This is a genomic window from Streptomyces sp. NPDC058375, from assembly GCF_042723425.1.
GTDB lineage: Bacteria > Actinomycetota > Actinomycetes > Streptomycetales > Streptomycetaceae > Streptomyces > Streptomyces durocortorensis.
The window spans coordinates 1-15,943 of sequence record NZ_JBHXJG010000011.1 but is presented as its reverse complement, the minus strand read 5'-3'; the positions used below and the strand labels follow the sequence as shown (position 1 = coordinate 15,943).

Annotated in this window: 15 protein-coding genes; 7 read left to right on the top strand and 8 right to left on the bottom strand. The window is 71.1% G+C overall.

What is annotated here, in order from left to right:
* Positions 1 to 18: 18 nt before the first annotated feature.
* From ACFWM7_RS03740 to ACFWM7_RS03725, 4 genes are all read right to left on the bottom strand, one after another.
* Complete coding sequence (locus ACFWM7_RS03740) at positions 19 to 2,409, bottom strand: excinuclease ABC subunit UvrA (protein WP_383254635.1); 2,391 nt, start codon at positions 2,407 to 2,409, stop codon at positions 19 to 21.
* Positions 2,410 to 2,537: 128 nt separating this feature from the next.
* Entirely contained in the window at positions 2,538 to 2,951 is a 414-nt protein-coding gene (locus ACFWM7_RS03735) for a VOC family protein (RefSeq protein ID WP_383254633.1), read from the bottom strand.
* A gap of 10 nt (positions 2,952 to 2,961) precedes the next feature.
* A complete protein-coding gene (locus ACFWM7_RS03730) occupies positions 2,962 to 3,381 on the bottom strand; it encodes a helix-turn-helix transcriptional regulator (protein ID WP_383254631.1) in 420 nt (139 codons plus the stop codon).
* Between the two features lie 65 nt (positions 3,382 to 3,446).
* Positions 3,447 to 3,659, bottom strand: coding sequence for a hypothetical protein (locus ACFWM7_RS03725; protein WP_383254629.1), 213 nt, complete (start codon positions 3,657 to 3,659; stop codon positions 3,447 to 3,449).
* A gap of 225 nt (positions 3,660 to 3,884) precedes the next feature.
* Here ACFWM7_RS03725 and ACFWM7_RS03720 point away from each other — a divergent pair, with 225 nt between their 5' ends.
* The 3 genes from ACFWM7_RS03720 (at position 3,885) to ACFWM7_RS03710 (ending at position 7,003) form a co-directional block, all read left to right on the top strand.
* Positions 3,885 to 5,042: an acyl-CoA dehydrogenase family protein gene (locus ACFWM7_RS03720; RefSeq protein WP_383254627.1), complete on the top strand. Its 1,158-nt coding sequence runs from the start codon at positions 3,885 to 3,887 to the stop codon at positions 5,040 to 5,042.
* A gap of 17 nt (positions 5,043 to 5,059) precedes the next feature.
* Positions 5,060 to 5,944 (top strand): acyl-CoA thioesterase, encoded by an 885-nt coding sequence (locus ACFWM7_RS03715; protein WP_383254625.1) that lies wholly within the window; start codon positions 5,060 to 5,062, stop codon positions 5,942 to 5,944.
* A gap of 90 nt (positions 5,945 to 6,034) precedes the next feature.
* Positions 6,035 to 7,003: a cation diffusion facilitator family transporter gene (locus ACFWM7_RS03710; RefSeq protein WP_383254624.1), complete on the top strand. Its 969-nt coding sequence runs from the start codon at positions 6,035 to 6,037 to the stop codon at positions 7,001 to 7,003.
* Between the two features lie 84 nt (positions 7,004 to 7,087).
* On the opposite strand, the gene ACFWM7_RS03705 is transcribed toward ACFWM7_RS03710, so the two are convergent.
* From ACFWM7_RS03705 to ACFWM7_RS03690, 4 genes are all read right to left on the bottom strand, one after another.
* The gene (locus ACFWM7_RS03705) at positions 7,088 to 7,522 is read right to left on the bottom strand and encodes a YdeI/OmpD-associated family protein (protein WP_383254622.1); all 435 of its coding nucleotides are present in this window, start codon (positions 7,520 to 7,522) and stop codon (positions 7,088 to 7,090) included.
* Positions 7,523 to 7,597: 75 nt separating this feature from the next.
* Complete coding sequence (locus tag ACFWM7_RS03700) at positions 7,598 to 8,398, bottom strand: phosphatase (RefSeq protein WP_383254620.1); 801 nt, start codon at positions 8,396 to 8,398, stop codon at positions 7,598 to 7,600.
* Between the two features lie 281 nt (positions 8,399 to 8,679).
* The gene (locus ACFWM7_RS03695; protein ID WP_383254618.1) at positions 8,680 to 9,345 is read right to left on the bottom strand and encodes a GPP34 family phosphoprotein; all 666 of its coding nucleotides are present in this window, start codon (positions 9,343 to 9,345) and stop codon (positions 8,680 to 8,682) included.
* Positions 9,346 to 9,444: 99 nt separating this feature from the next.
* A complete protein-coding gene (locus ACFWM7_RS03690) occupies positions 9,445 to 10,062 on the bottom strand; it encodes a TetR/AcrR family transcriptional regulator (RefSeq protein ID WP_383254616.1) in 618 nt (205 codons plus the stop codon).
* Positions 10,063 to 10,180: 118 nt separating this feature from the next.
* On the opposite strand from ACFWM7_RS03690, the gene ACFWM7_RS03685 reads away from it, so the two are divergent.
* From ACFWM7_RS03685 to ACFWM7_RS03670, 4 genes are read left to right on the top strand one after another with little or no spacing between them, the layout of a single operon-like run.
* On the top strand, positions 10,181 to 11,803 hold the full coding sequence (locus tag ACFWM7_RS03685) for a carboxyl transferase domain-containing protein (RefSeq protein WP_383254614.1): 1,623 nt from the start codon (positions 10,181 to 10,183) through the stop codon (positions 11,801 to 11,803).
* A 7-nt stretch (positions 11,804 to 11,810) separates the two neighbouring features.
* The gene (locus tag ACFWM7_RS03680) at positions 11,811 to 13,766 is read left to right on the top strand and encodes an acetyl-CoA carboxylase biotin carboxylase subunit (RefSeq protein WP_383254613.1); all 1,956 of its coding nucleotides are present in this window, start codon (positions 11,811 to 11,813) and stop codon (positions 13,764 to 13,766) included.
* On the top strand, positions 13,763 to 14,734 hold the full coding sequence (locus ACFWM7_RS03675) for a hydroxymethylglutaryl-CoA lyase (RefSeq protein WP_383254612.1): 972 nt from the start codon (positions 13,763 to 13,765) through the stop codon (positions 14,732 to 14,734). Before ACFWM7_RS03680 ends, ACFWM7_RS03675 begins: the two co-directional genes overlap by 4 nt.
* A gap of 8 nt (positions 14,735 to 14,742) precedes the next feature.
* The gene (locus ACFWM7_RS03670) at positions 14,743 to 15,909 is read left to right on the top strand and encodes an acyl-CoA dehydrogenase family protein (protein WP_383254610.1); all 1,167 of its coding nucleotides are present in this window, start codon (positions 14,743 to 14,745) and stop codon (positions 15,907 to 15,909) included.
* The last annotated feature ends 34 nt before the right edge of the window (positions 15,910 to 15,943 follow it).

The window sequence follows — 15,943 nt, the reverse complement described above, 5'->3', positions numbered from 1 at the left end:
TGGGCTGACGCCCTCGCCTCACTCCCCCACGTACTCCGCAAGGTGCTCGCCCGTCAGCGTCGAGCGGGCGGCGACCAGGTCGGCCGGGGTGCCCTCGAAGACGATCTTGCCGCCGTCGTGGCCCGCGCCGGGGCCGAGGTCGATGATCCAGTCGGCGTGGGCCATGACCGCCTGGTGATGCTCGATGACGATCACCGACTTTCCGGAGTCGACCAGGCGGTCCAGCAGACCGAGGAGCTGCTCCACGTCCGCGAGATGCAGGCCGGTGGTCGGCTCGTCGAGGACGTAGGTACCGCCCTTGTCGCCCATGTGCGTCGCCAGCTTCAGGCGCTGGCGTTCGCCGCCGGACAGGGTGGTGAGCGGCTGGCCGAGGCTCAGATAGCCGAGGCCGACGTCCGCGAGGCGGTCGAGGATCTTGTGTGCGGCGGGGAGAGGCGCCTCGCTGGAGGAGCCGAAGAACTCCTTGGCCTCGGTGACCGACATCGCCAGGACCTCGCTGATGTCCCGGCCGCCTAGGTGGTAGTCCAGGACCAAGGGCTGGAACCGCTTGCCCTCGCAGTCCTCGCAGGGGCTGGAGACGCCGGCCATGACGCCGAGGTCGGTGAAGATGACGCCCGCGCCGTTGCAGGTGGGGCAGGCGCCCTCGGAGTTGGCGCTGAACAGGGCGGGCTTCACGCCGTTGGCCTTGGCGAAGGCCTTGCGGATCGGCTCCAGGAGACCGGTGTACGTCGCCGGGTTGCTGCGGCGGGAACCCTTGATGGGGCTCTGGTCCACCGAGATGACGTTCTCGCCCGGCGGGATCGAGGCGTGGACGAGCGAGCTCTTTCCGGAGCCTGCGACGCCCGTGATGACGGTGAGGACGCCGAGCGGGATGTCGACGTCGACGTCCTGGAGGTTGTGCGCCGTCGCACCGCGGATCTCCAGCGCGCCGGTGGACTTGCGGACCTCGTCCTTGAGGACGGCCCGGTCGTCGAGGTGGCGGCCGGTGACGGTGTCGGAGGCGCGGAGCCCTTCCAGGGTGCCTTCGAAGCAGACGGTGCCGCCCGCCGTACCGGCCCCGGGGCCGAGGTCGACCACGTGGTCCGCGATCGCGATGGCCTCCGGCTTGTGCTCGACGACCAGGACCGTGTTGCCCTTGTCGCGCAGGCGCAGCAGCAGGTCGTTCATGCGCTGGATGTCGTGCGGGTGCAGGCCGATGGTCGGCTCGTCGAAGACGTACGTGACGTCGGTGAGCGAGGAGCCGAGGTGGCGGATCATCTTGACGCGCTGGGCCTCGCCGCCGGACAGGGTGCCGGAGGGACGGTCCAGGGCGAGGTAGCCGAGGCCGATCTCCACGAAGGAGTCCAGCGTCTGCTGGAGCGCTTCGAGCAGCGGCGCGACGGAGGGTTCCTTCAGACCGCGGACCCACTCCGCCAGGTCCCTGATCTCCATCGCGCAGGCGTCCGCGATGCTGACCTTCTTGATCTTCGAGGAGCGGGCGCCCTCGGTCAGTCGCGTTCCCTCGCACTCGGGGCAGGTGGCGAAGGTGACCGCGCGGTCGACGAACTCCCGGATGTGGGGCTGCATCGCCTCGCGGTCCTTGGACAGGAACGACTTCTGGATCTTGGGGATCAACCCCTCGAAGGTGAGGGTGGAGCCCTCGACCTTCACCTTGGTCGGCTCCTTGTAGAGGAAGTCCTGCATCTCCCTCTTGGTGAACTTGGCGATCGGCTTGTTCGGGTCGAGGAAGCCGGACTCGGCGTAGATCCGCACGGTCCACCAGCTGTCCGACTTCCAGCCGGGGATGGTGAACGCGCCCTCGGCGATCGACTTGGAGTCGTCGTAGAGCTGGGTGAGGTCGATGTCGGAGACCGATCCGCGGCCCTCGCAGCGCGGGCACATGCCGCCGGTGCGGCTGAAGGTCGCCTTCTCCGTCTTCTTGTTGCCGCGCTCGACGGTGATCGCGCCGCTGGCCGTCACCGAGGGGACGTTGAAGGCGAACGCGCCGGGCGGGCCGATGTGCGGCTTGCCGAGCCGGCTGAAGAGGATGCGGAGCATGGCGTTGGCGTCGGTGGCGGTGCCGACGGTGGAGCGGGGGTCGCTGCCCATGCGCTGCTGGTCGACGATGATCGCGGTCGTCAGCCCGTCGAGCACGTCGACGTCGGGGCGCGCCTGCGAGGGCATGAAACCCTGGACGAACGCGCTGTACGTCTCGTTGATCAGCCGCTGGGACTCGGCGGCGATGGTGGCGAAGACCAGCGAGCTCTTGCCCGAGCCGGAGACCCCGGTGAACACCGTCAGCCGGCGCTTCGGCAGCTCGATGCTGACGTCCTTCAGGTTGTTCTCGCGCGCGCCGTGCACGCGGATCAGGTCGTGGCTGTCGGCAGCGTGCGGCGCGGGCGGCTGCGGGGTCTTCGTTCTCGGAGCCATGCTCGTCGTCTCTCCATCACTGGATTACTGGTGCCACTGGATTACTGGTGCGCGGAGCCTAGTGTCCGTGCACGGGGGCCGAGGCCCGAATTGCCGGGCTCCGGCCCCTGGGGCGGGTGGGGCGGGTACTACTTCTTGGCCTGGGTGATGCGGAGCATGTTGCCGGAGGGGTCGCGGAAGGCGCAGTCGCGGACGCCGTACGGCTGGTCGATCGGCTCCTGGAGCACCTCGCCGCCTGCGGCGCGGACCTTCTCGAAGGCCGCGTCCACGTCCCCGGCGGAGAGGATGACGCCGCGGAGCATGCCCTTGGCGAGCAGCTCGTCCATGGTCCGGCGGTCGGCTTCCGGGGCGTTCGGGTCCGCGAGCGGGGGCTCCAGGACGATCTCGACGTCCGGCTGTGCGGGGGATCCGACGGTCACCCAGCGCATGCCTTCGAATCCGACATCGTTGCGCACCTCCATTCCCAGGGCGTCGCGGTAGAAGGCGAGCGCCTTGTCGTGGTCGTCGACGGCGATGAAGCACTGCGAGAGCTTGATGTCCATGGATTTCACGCTACGGGCGGGGCCTTTGATCCGCTTCTCCATTCCTGACCGGTCGCGTGAGCATCTTGGCGACGCATGCCGGGATGGTCTCGCCCGCGTCGTGGGGGCGGGCCCGGTAGGCGCTCGGGGTCTCCCCGACCAGCTCCGTGAAGCGGGAGCTGAAGGAGCCCAGCGACGTACAGCCGACGGCGAAGCAGACGTCCGTGACCGACAGGTCGCCCCGGCGCAGCAGCGCCTTGGCCCGCTCGATGCGGCGGGTCATGAGATAGCTGTACGGGGTTTCGCCGAAGGCGGCGCGGAAGCTGCGGGAGAAGTGGCCCGCCGACATCAGGGCGTCGCGGGCCAGCGAGGGGACGTCGAGCGGTTCGGCGTACTCGCGGTCCATACGGTCACGGGCCCGACGCAGCCGGACCAGGTCCTCCAGCCTCACTCCCACACCTTCCTCCTCTCACCGTCCCACGGCCGCCGACGCCGGGCCCGTCAGCCGGGAACGGGTCACCAATCACGCCGGGCGATCAGCTCCTTTGGATCCGCGTCCGTCAAAGCCGTACGCCGTGGCGATGGTCCAGAAGGCCTCGCCCATCTCCTCGCGGGCCGGGCGTCCAGGACCGCCGTGCCCTTGTCCAGGACGTGGTCCGGGAAGCAGTCGTCCTCGTACAGCAGGGCCAGGAGGGTATGGCCCGCCAGCTGCTCGTTCGTGATCGTCATCGTGCCCCCCGATACGTACCGTCGCCGTCTGCATCCGATAGTCCCCCACGCCACTGACAATCGGACCCGACCGCCGACCCCACCGGCCTCCGCGTGCCGAGCATCACCCTGGACAGCGACCACAACCGGCGGGTAACTTCGAAGGAAGTCTGAGCAAGCGCTTAGCCAAGTTCCGCGAGTTTCCGCGAGTTACCGCGAATCGACCGCCGACCTAGGAGGCATCCCGTGCGCCGTACGGTATTCAACGAGGACCACGAGGCGTTCCGGGAGACCATCCGCGCCTTCATCGCGGCCGAGGTCGTGCCGGTCTACGACGAGTGGTTCGCCGCCGGCCAGGCGCCGCGCGACTTCTACCTCAAGCTCGGTGAGCTGGGCATCTTCGGCATCGAGGTCGACGAGGAGTACGGCGGCGCGGGCATCGACTCGCACAAGTACGAAGCCGTCATCTACGAGGAGACCGCTCGCGCGGGCGTCTCCTTCGGCGGCTCCGGCGTGCACACGCTGCTCGGCCTCCCGTACATCAAGATGCTGGCCACCGGCGAGCAGAAGAAGCGCTGGCTGCCCAAGTTCGCGAGCGGCGAGGAGATGTGGGCCCTCGCGATGACCGAGCCGGGCACCGGCTCCGACGTCGCGGGGATGAAGACCACCGCCAAGCTCTCCGAGGACGGCACGCACTACGTCCTCAACGGGTCGAAGACCTTCATCACCGGCGGTGTCCACGCCGACCGCGTCATCGTCTGCGCCCGTACCGCCGCCCCGCGCGAGGACGACCGCCGCTTCGGCATCTCCCTCTTCGCCGTCGACACGAAGTCCGAGGGCTACTCGGTCGGCCGCAAGCTCGACAAGCTGGGCCTGAAGGTCTCCGACACCGCCGAGCTGGCGTTCGTCGACGTCAAGGTCCCGGTCGAGGACCTCATGGGCGAGGAGAACAAGGGCTTCGGCTACCTCGGCACCAACCTGGCCTCCGAGCGCTGGGGCATCGCCTTCGGCGCGTACGCCCAGGCCGCGGCCGCCGTCCGGTTCGCCAAGGAGTACGTCCAGGACCGCACGGTCTTCGGCAAGACCGTCGCCTCGTTCCAGAACACCAAGTTCGAGCTGGCCGCCTGCCAGGCCGAGGTGGACGCGGCCCAGGCCGTCGCCGACCGCGCGCTGGAGGCCCTGGACGCCGGCGAGCTGACGGCAGCCGAGGCCGCCTCCGCCAAGCTGTTCTGCACCGAGGTCGCCCACCGCGTCATCGACCGCTGCCTCCAGCTGCACGGCGGCTACGGCTTCATGAACGAGTACCCGATCGCCCGCCTGTACGCGGACAACCGGGTCAACCGCATCTACGGCGGCACCAGCGAGGTCATGAAGTCGATCATCGCCAAGTCCATGGGCCTGTAAGGGATTACCTTCCCTCCATGAACGAGAGTCCCGATCCCCTGCTCGATCTGCTCCACCTGCTCGACCTGGAGCAGATCGAGCGGGACATCTTCCGGGGCGTGAGCCGCAGCGCGGTCGTGCCCCGGGTGTTCGGCGGCCAGGTCGCGGCCCAGGCGCTCGTCGCCGCGGGCCGCACCGTCCCCGCCGAACGGGGAGCCCACTCCCTGCACTCCTACTTCCTGCGGGCCGGCGACCCGGGCGCGCCCATCGTCTACACCGTCGACCGCATCCGCGACGGGCGGTCCTTCACCACCCGCCGCGTCGTCGCCGTCCAGCACGGGCAGCCGATCTTCCACCTCTCCGCGTCCTTCCAGAGTCACGAGGAGGGCCTGGAGCACCAAGCGCCCATGCCCGCCGCCCCGGACCCGGAGACCCTGCCGACGGCCGCCGAGATGCTGCCCCGGTATGCGGACCGCTTCAGCGATCCGGGGGTCGTGGACCGGCTGATCGAGGCGCGGGCGGCGGTGGACCTGCGGTATGTGGACGCGCCGCCGTTCGGCACGGTGGGCGAGGCGCGTGAACCGCGTTCCCAGGTGTGGTTCCGGACGAACGGCAAGCTCGCCGACGACCCGCTGCTGCACGTCTGCATGGCGACGTACGTCTCCGACATGACCCTGCTGGACTCGGTGCTGCTGGCCCACGGGCGGGGCGGCTGGGCGGTCGGGGACGTGGTCGGGGCGAGCCTGGACCACGCGATGTGGTTCCACCGGCCGTTCCGGGCGGACGAGTGGCTGCTGTACGACCAGGAGTCGCCCTCGGCCTCCGGTGGCCGCGGCCTGGGCCAGGCCCGTATCTACACCGCCGACGGACGCCTCGCGATCACCGTCATCCAGGAAGGCGTCGTCCGCGTTCCCCGGGGATGACGCGTTCCCCGGGGATGACGCGTTCCCGGGGATGACGCGTTCCCGGGGATGAGCACCATCTGAAGTCTCATCTCGGACATACTCCCCACCATGAGTGACGCGAAAGCGGGCAGTGAAACGGATGGTGGGGAGTCCACCTTCACGGTGATCGTGGCGGCCGTCGCCAACCTCGGCATCGCCGTGGCGAAGGCCGTCGCCGGGCTGATCAGCGGCTCCAGCGCGATGCTCTCCGAGGCGGCCCACTCGGTCGCCGACACCGTCACCGAGGTCATGCTCCTCGCCGCGCTCAAGCGGAGCGAGAAGCCGGCCGACGAGGACCATCCCCTCGGTTACGGCCCCGAGCGCTACATCTGGGCGATGCTCGCCTCGATCGCCACCTTCGTCGGCGGGGCCGTCTTCTCGATCTACGACGGGGTGCACACGCTGGTCGCGGGCGAGGAGCTGGGCGATCCGCTCATCTCCTACATCGTCCTGGCCGTCGCCTTCCTCCTGGAGGGCTACTCCCTGCGCACCGGGGTCAAGCAGGTGCGGCGCGAGGCGTCACGGCTGCGGGTGCCGGACACGTACTACCTGCGCCACACCCCCGACACGGCGGTGAAGGCCGTCGTGATGGAGGATTCGGCGGCCCTGACCGGCCTGCTGCTGGCCGCGGGCGGCCTCCTGGGCGGGCAGCTCACCGGCTCGGGCGTCTGGGACGGGATCGCGTCCTGCCTGATCGGGCTGCTGCTCGTCTACGTGGCCTGGGTGCTGGGCCGCTCCAACGCGCAGCTCCTCATCGGCCGGCCGCTGCCCCCGGCGATGCGCACGGGCGTGCGCGAGGAGCTGCTGTCGGTGCCGCACATCGTGGAGGTCCTGGAGCTGACCACGCTGATCCAGGGGCCGGACGAGATCCTCATCGCCGCGAAGATCGACTTCCGGGACATGGCCACCGCCGCGGAGGTCGAGTGGGCCTGCGAGGCGGCGGAGGCCCAGTTGCGCGAGCGGTTCCCGTCCATCCGGCGGGTCTATCTGGACCCGACGCCGGGGCGGGCGCAGCGGCTGCGGCGCCCCGGCCCCTGACGTCCTACGGTGGCTCCTGACGTCCTACGGTGGCTCCTGACGTCCTGCGGCGGCCCCTGACGTCCTACGGTGGCCCCCGACCTCCTACGGCGTCAGCTCCGCCACCGTCTTCGCGATCCGCCGCTCCCGCGTCTCCTGCGCCTTCGCGCCCTCGATGGAGGTCACGTGCGCCTTCTGGCGGCTGGACGAGAGGGCCGCGAACGCCTCCGCCGCGCCGGGGGCCGCCGCCAGCGCCGCCGCGAGGTCCTCGGGCGGCTCCACCGTGCGGGGCGCGGTGTCGACGGTCAGCTCCACCTCGATGGCGTCCCCGCCGCCGATGCCGGTCTCCTTGCGCTTGTCGGAGCTGAACGGGATGAGGTACTGCCCGCCCATCGGGGCGATCGTCGAGCGGTACGCGTATCCGTTCACGGTCACGTTCACCGGGGGGCGCTTTCCCGCGCCGAGGGCCTCTACCACGTCCTCGGGCACCTGGATGCCCGTGTTGTTCCCGGCCTGGAACATCGTCGTGCTGAACTTCATGACCCTCACCCTTCGTCTCCGCCGACTGTTGTCAGGGCAGACGCCCGCCGCGCCGGAAACTCATCGCCGAAGCCTCTACGCGGCGGGCTCTTCGTCCTCCAGCAGCCCCGCCGCGTGCAGCAGGTAGTCCGTCATCGGGTCGTAGAAGCGCGGGTCGGTGACGTGGTCGTCCAGCGGGACCGTGACCTGGAGGGTGCCCTCCGACTCGCCGAGGAAGAGGGCCGGGTCGTTGCAGTCGGCGTAACCGATCGCGTCCAGCCCCCGCTGTCCCGCGCAGCCCGCCCAGCCGTGGTCGGCGACGACCAGGTCGGGCAGCGGGCGGCCCAGATGGGCCGTGGCGTCCAGGATGGCGGCCATCGGGGCCGGGGAGTGGGTGTGCCAGAGGGTCGCCCCGCGTTCCAGCATCGCGACGTCGGCGAACTGGACGACCAGCCCCTCGTCCGCGATCAGCCCGGACGGGATGCGGACGATCTCGCAGCCGGCCCGGCGCAGCGCGTCGGCCGTCTGCCGGTGCACGTCCAGCAGGCCGCCGGGGTGCCCGGTGGCGAAGAGGACCCGCTCGCGCGCGTCGGCGGCCTTGCGCAGGCGGGCCGCCATCCGCTCCAGGGCGTCGACCGTCAGCTCGGGGTCGATGGTGTCCTGGCCCTGCCGGTGCGCGGGGTCGTCGATGACACCGCAGCGCTCGGCCATCACGGCGAGCACGTCCTGCTCGTCGGTCCAGCGGTCGCCGAGCTCCAGGCCCAGCCAGTAGTGGCGGTCGCCGTTGGCGAGCTTGCGGTAGTGGGAGAGGTTGTTGTCGCGGGGCGTGGCGACGTCCCCCGCGATACGCGTACGGACGAGGTGGTCGACGAGGGCGGCGCGGCTGGGTATCGGCATGGGCCCATTGTGCCGTCCGGTGTGCGGACTCTGCTCGGTTCCTGATCAACGGACGGCGCTCGCGCGTGAACTCGGCATTCCGGCGACCTCGTTCGCGACCTGGGCGCACCGGCGCCTGACGCAGACGACCTGAGGGACGGCGACCTGAGGGACGGTGACGTGAGGGGACGGTGACGTGAGGGGACGGTGACGTAAGGGGACGGTGGCGTAAGAGACGGTGACTGGAGGGGCAACGACGCGGGGCACGTCGACGCGGGAGGCAGCGGCCCGGGAGCCGGGTCCTACGGGACCACCGAGAGCACCGTCACCACGGTCACCGTGGTGATCGCCGCCTGGAGGTTCCGGATCGCCTCGCGCACGCTCGCGCCCGCCCAGTGGCCGTCGGCGATCTCGTCCATGCGCGGGGCAAGCTGCTTCTTCGGCAGGCCGGGGAACGCCTGTGGGTGCATCCCCGTGGCGTGCACCAGGGCGACGAGCGCGCTGGTGCGGGCGTCCGGCTCGGCCCCGTGCAGCACCGCGGCGGCGAGCCGGGCGCGCAGCTCCCGTTCGACGGTCCCGTCTGCCTCCGGGTAGCGGCGCACGGGGAAGACGCCGAGGGCCCGGTGCTTCTCCTCGGTCACCAGGCCGCGGGCGACGAGGCTGTCCACCACGTCCTGCGAGCCCTTGGCGTGGTCCCGGGTCAGCCAGGCCACCACCTTGCGGCTGCTGGAGGTCTCGTGGACCCAGCGCGCCAGCCGGTCGAGCCGTCCGTCCAGGAGCGGGTCACCCGTCGGGGACGGGTCGAAGACCTCGACGCGGCCGCCCTTCACCGTGACGCGGCCCGCCATGACCAGCTCCAGGAGCATGCCGGCCGCGACGCCCCAGCGGGCGGCGGACTCCCCCTTCGCCGCGCCGGTCGTGTCGTCCAGCGACAGCAGCATGATCTCTTCGCCCAGTGAGACGGCCATCGTTCGGCTCCCCGATTCGTTGCGTGTTGACCGGACAGACGTACGTACCGCGTCCGTGGTTGCCCGGAACCGGAGGTCACCCGGAAGAGAAGCCGCTGCTCAGGAGGGTTCCGCGGCGGCGAAGGCGCCCCGGGCCAGTCGGTGCAGCAGGGCGGCGGTCGCCGCGCGGCCGGGCAGGGTGTCGGGGCGGGCCAGGTGCGGGGTGGAGTTCAGCAGGCCGAAGACGGCGTGCACGGTGACGCGGGCCCGGTTCTCGGGCAGCGACGGGTAGAGAGCGCGGACGACGCCGACCCAGACCTCGACGTACTCCCGCTGGAGTCGCCGCACCCGCTTGCGGTCCGTGTCGCGCAGCCGGTCCAGCTCGCGGTCGTGGAGGGTGATCAGGGGGCGGTCGTCGAGGGCGAAGTCGATGTGGCCCTCGATGAGCGCGTCCAGGAGGGCCTCCGGGGAGCCGTCGCCCCGGGCCGCGTCCTCCGTGACCCGCAGCCGGCCGCCCTCCAGCAGGCGTTCGCTGATGCCCACCAGCAGTTCGGCGAGCATCGCGTCCTTGCCGGGGAAGTGGCGGTAGAGGCCGGGGCCGCTGATCCCGACGGCGGCGCCTATCTCGTCGACGCCGACACCGTGGAAGCCGCGCTCGGCGAAGAGGCGGGCGGCCTCCCGCAGGATCTGCTCGCGGCGGGTGGGGGCCGCGACGCGGGCGGCGGCATGGGTGCTCATGAGGATTCATTCTAGACAGGGTCGTTAGCGCTCGTTAACCTGAGGGAAACGCGTTAACGCTCATTAACAGCACGTCAACGCTTTCACCACTGCGGTACGGGCAAGGGGGCTCGACACGATGCAGCAGGCACCGGTCCTGGTGAGCGCGGCCGATCCCGTCTCGGAGGCCTGGCAGGCCAACGAGGCGGCGCATCGCGCGCTCTCCGACGACCTGGCGGGACGCCTCGCCACGGCGCGGCTGGGCGGGGGTGAGAAGGCGCGGGCCCGCCATGAGGCGCGCGGCAAGCTGCTCCCCCGGGACCGGGTGGACGCCCTCCTCGACCCGGGTTCGCCGTTCCTGGAGCTGGCCCCCCTGGCGGCGAACGGGATGTACGGGGACCAGGCCCCCGCCGCCGGCGTCATCGCGGGCATCGGGCGGGTATCCGGCCGTGAGTGCGTGATCGTCGCCAATGACGCGACCGTCAAGGGCGGCACGTACTACCCGATGACCGTGAAGAAGCACCTGCGCGCGCAGGAGGTGGCGCTGGAGAACCGTCTCCCCTGCCTCTACCTGGTCGACTCGGGCGGCGCCTTCCTGCCGATGCAGGACGAGGTCTTCCCCGACCGGGACCACTTCGGGCGGATCTTCTACAACCAGGCCCGCATGTCGGCGGCCGGCATTCCGCAGATCGCGGCGGTGCTGGGCTCCTGCACGGCGGGCGGGGCGTACGTCCCGGCGATGAGCGACGAGGCCGTCATCGTCCGCAACCAGGGCACGATCTTCCTCGGCGGCCCGCCGCTGGTGAAGGCCGCGACCGGTGAGGTCGTCACGGCGGAGGAGCTGGGCGGCGGCGAGGTCCACTCCCGTATCTCCGGCGTCACCGACCACCTCGCGGAGGACGACGCGCACGCCCTGCGGATCGTCCGCAACATCGTCGCGACCCTCCCGGACCGCGCCCCGCTCCCCTGGCCGGTCGAGCCGGCCGAGGAGCCGAAGGTGGACCAGGCGGGCCTCTACGGGGCGGTGCCGGTCGATTCCCGGACGCCGTACGACGTACGCGAGGTCATCGCCCGCGTGGTCGACGGCTCACGCTTCCAGGAGTTCAAAGCGGAGTACGGTACGACGCTGATCACCGGCTTCGCCCGCATCCACGGCCACCCCGTCGGCGTCGTCGCGAACAACGGGATCCTCTTCGCCGAGTCGGCCCAGAAGGGCGCGCACTTCATCGAGCTGTGCGACCAGCGCGGCATCCCGCTCGTCTTCCTCCAGAACATCTCCGGCTTCATGGTCGGCAAGGACTACGAGCACGGGGGCATCGCCAAGCACGGCGCCAAGATGGTCACCGCGGTCGCCACGACCCGCGTGCCGAAGCTGACGGTCGTGGTCGGCGGTTCGTACGGCGCGGGCAACTACTCGATGTGCGGCCGGGCCTACAGCCCGCGCTTCCTCTGGATGTGGCCCAACGCCAAGATCTCCGTCATGGGCGGCGAGCAGGCGGCCTCCGTGCTGGCCACCGTCAAGCGCGACCAGCTCGGCGACGACTGGAGCGCCGAGGACGAAGAAACGTTCAAGGCCCCGATCCGCGCCCAGTACGAGACCCAGGGCAACGCGTACTACGCCACCGCCCGGCTCTGGGACGACGGCGTGATCGACCCCGTGGACACCCGCCAGGTGCTGGGCCTCGCCCTCACGGCCTGCGCCAACGCCCCGCTGCCGCAGAAGGACCCGGCCGGTCCCGGCTTCGGCGTCTTCCGGATGTGAGGAACAGATGACGACGATGTTCGACACCGTGCTGGTCGCCAACCGCGGCGAGATCGCCGTCCGGGTGATCCGGACCCTGCGAGAGCTGGGAGTGCGCTCGGTCGCGGTCTTCAGCGACGCGGACGCGGACGCCCGGCACGTACGGGAGGCGGACACGGCGGTACGGATCGGCCCGCCGCCGGCCGCCGAGAGCTACTTGAACGTGCCGGCGCTCCTGGAGGCGGCCCGCCGCACGGGCGCGCAGGCGGTCCATCCGGGGTACGGATTCCTGGCGGAGAACGCGGAGTTCGCGCAGGCGTGCGCGGAAGCGGGCCTTGTCTTCATCGGCCCGCCCGCCTCCGCGATCTCGCTGATGGGCGACAAGATCCGGGCGAAGGAGACGGTCTCGGCGGCCGGGGTTCCGGTGGTCCCGGGCTCGTCCGGCAGCGGGCTGACCGACGCCCAACTGGAGTCGGCAGCACGGGAGATCGGCACCCCGGTCCTGCTGAAGCCCTCCGCGGGCGGCGGCGGCAAGGGCATGCGCCTGGTCCGGGACGCGGCGGTGCTGGGCGAGGAGATCGCGGCGGCGCGACGGGAGGCCCGCGCCTCCTTCGGCGACGACACCCTCCTCGTCGAGCGGTGGATCGACCGCCCGCGCCACATCGAGATCCAGGTGCTGGCGGACGCCCACGGCAACGTGATCCACCTGGGCGAGCGCGAGTGCTCGCTCCAGCGCCGCCACCAGAAGATCATCGAGGAGGCGCCGAGCGTCCTGCTGGATGCGGAGACCCGGGCGGCGATGGGCGAGGCGGCCGTGCAGGCGGCGCGCTCCTGCGGGTATGCGGGCGCGGGGACGGTGGAGTTCATCGTCCCGGGCAACGACCCGTCCTCGTACTACTTCATGGAGATGAACACCCGCCTCCAGGTCGAGCACCCGGTGACCGAGCTGATCACCGGCCTGGACCTGGTGGAGTGGCAGCTGAGAGTGGCGGCGGGCGAGCAACTCCCGTACGCACAGCAGGACATCACACTCACCGGCTGGGCGATCGAGGCGAGGGTCTGCGCCGAGGACCCGTCCCGTGGCTTCCTGCCCTCCGGCGGTACGGTGCTGGCGCTGCGCGAGCCCCAGGGCGGCGGGGTGCGGACGGACTCGGGGCTCAGCGAGGGCGTGCCGGTGGGCAGCCTGTACGACCCGATGCTGTCGAAGGTCATCGCGTACGGCCCCGACCGCGCGACCGCCATCCGCAAGCTGCGGGCGGCGCTCGCGGACACGGTGATCCTGGGCGTCTCGACCAACGCGGGCTTCCTGCGCCGCCTGTTGGCCCACCCGGACGTGGTCTCCGGCAACCTGGACACGGGGTTGGTGGAGCGCGAGGCGGAGGGCCTGGTGCCGGACGGCGTACCGGACGAGGTGTACGCGGCGGCTGCGGCGGTGCGGAGTGAGGCGCTGGCGCCCCGGCCGGACGCGGGGGGCTGGACGGACCCGTTCTCGGTACCGAGCGGGTGGCGGACGGGGGGTGTGCGGGTGCCGCTGGTGTTCCCGCTGCGGGTACCGGGCGCGGACCCGGTGACGTACGGGGCCCCGGCGGGCGCGACGGTCACGGCCGACCGGGTCACCGTCGAACTCGACGGAATGGTAGGCCACTTCCACCGCTCCGGCGACTGGCTCGGCCGCGACGGCGACGCCTGGCACGTCCAGGACCACGACCCCGTGGAGGCGTCCCTGAGCGGCGCGGGCCGGAGCGGGGCGGACACGCTGGCGGCGCCGATGCCGGGCACGGTCACGGTGGTGAAGGTGGCCGTCGGGGACGAGGTCGAGGCAGGTCAGAGCCTGCTCGTGGTGGAGGCGATGAAGATGGAGCACGTGATCTCCGCGCCGCACGCGGGGACGGTCACGGAGCTGGACGTCACGGCGGGCGCGACGGTGGCGATGGACCAGATCCTGGCGGTCGTGGTCCCGGCGGCCGAGGGGGAGGACGCATGAGCGCACACGGACTCCCCATGAAGGTGCCGGCCCCCGGCCTGCCCTCCCGGGTCCGCATCCACGAGGTGGGCGCACGTGACGGCCTCCAGAACGAGAAGGAGACCGTCCCGACCGAGGTGAAGGCGGAGTTCATCCGCCGCCTGGCGGTGGCGGGCCTCACCACCATCGAGGCGACGAGCTTCGTTCACCCGAAGTGGGTGCCTCAACTGGCGGACGCGGAGGCGCTGTTCCCGCTCCTCGGCGACATCGCGGACGTGGGCGACGTGTCCCTCCCCGTCCTGGTCCCGAACGAGCGCGGGCTGGACCGGGCGCTGGCGCTCGGGGCGCGGTCGATCGCGGTGTTCGGCTCGGCGACGGAGACGTTCGCGGCCCGCAACCTGAACCGTACGGTCGACGAGTCGCTGGCCATGTTCGAACCGGTGGTGGCCCGGGCGAAGGCCGACAAGGTGCACGTTCGCGGGTACCTGTCGATGTGCTTCGGCGACCCCTGGGAAGGCGCGGTGCCGGTGGCGCAGGTGGTGAAGGTGGCCAAGGCGCTGATGGACCTGGGCTGCGACGAGCTGTCGCTGGGCGACACGATCGGGGTGGCGACGCCGGGCCACGTAACGGCGCTGCTGACCGCCTTGAACGATTCCGCCGTCCCGACGCCCGCGATCGGCGTCCACTTCCACGACACGTACGGCCAGGCCCTGTCGAACACCCTGGCGGCGCTCCAGCACGGGGTGAGCACGGTCGACGCGTCGGCGGGCGGCCTGGGCGGCTGCCCGTACGCGAAGAGCGCCACGGGCAACCTGGCCACCGAGGACCTGGTCTGGATGCTCGACGGCCTGGGCATCGAGACGGGCGTCGACCTGGCCGAACTGACCGCCACCAGCGTCTGGCTGGCCGAACACCTGGGCCGGCCGAGCCCATCCCGCACGGTCCGCGCCCTGACCCCTCCCCCTTCTTCCGCCTCCCACAAGGAGTGAGCAGACCCATGCCTTTGGACCACCGGCTGACCGCCGAACACGAGGAACTGCGCCGCACGGTCGAGGCGTTCGCGCACGACGTGGTCGCGCCGAAGATCGGCGACTTCTACGAGCGCCACGAATTCCCGTACGAGATCGTGCGCGAGATGGGCCGGATGGGCCTGTTCGGGCTGCCGTTCCCGGAGGAGTACGGCGGCATGGGCGGCGACTATCTCGCGCTCGGGATCGCCCTGGAGGAGCTGGCCCGGGTCGACTCGTCGGTGGCGATCACCCTGGAGGCCGGGGTCTCGCTGGGCGCGATGCCGCTCCACCTCTTCGGCACGGAGGAGCAGAAGCGCCAGTGGCTGCCGAAGCTGTGCGCGGGAGAGGCGCTGGGCGCGTTCGGCCTGACCGAGCCGGACGGCGGCTCGGACGCGGGCGGCACGCGGACGACAGCGGTGCTGGACGAGGCGACGGACGAGTGGGTGATCAACGGCTCGAAGTGCTTCATCACCAACTCGGGCACGGACATTACGGAGTTGGTGACGGTCACGGCGGTGACGGGCCGCAAGGAGGACGGCCGCCCCCTGATCTCCGCGATCATCGTCCCATCCGGCACCCCCGGCTTCACGGTCGCCGCCCCGTACTCGAAGGTCGGCTGGAACGCCTCCGACACCCGCGAGCTGTCGTTCTCCGACGTCCGCGTCCCGGCGGCGAACCTCCTGGGCGAACAGGGCCGGGGCTACGCCCAGTTCCTCCGCATCCTGGACGAGGGCCGCATCGCGATCTCGGCCCTGGCGACGGGCCTGGCGCAGGGCTGCGTGGACGAGTCGGTGAAGTACGCGGCCGAGCGCCACGCGTTCGGCAGGCCGATCGGCGCGAACCAGTCGATCCAGTTCAAGATCGCCGACATGGAGATGCGCGCCCACATGGCCCGCGTGGGCTGGCGTGACGCGGCCTCGCGGCTGGTGGCGGGCGAGCCGTTCAAGAAGGAGGCGGCGATCGCGAAGCTGTACTCCTCGACGGTCGCGGTGGACAACGCGCGCGAGGCGACGCAGATCCACGGCGGGTACGGATTCATGAACGAGTACCCGGTGGCGCGGATGTGGCGCGACTCGAAGATCCTGGAGATCGGCGAGGGGACGAGCGAGGTGCAGCGGATGCTGATCGCCCGGGAGCTGGGGCTGCCGGGCTGAGCCGCCGGCCGATGCGCTGACTGCTGCGTTGACT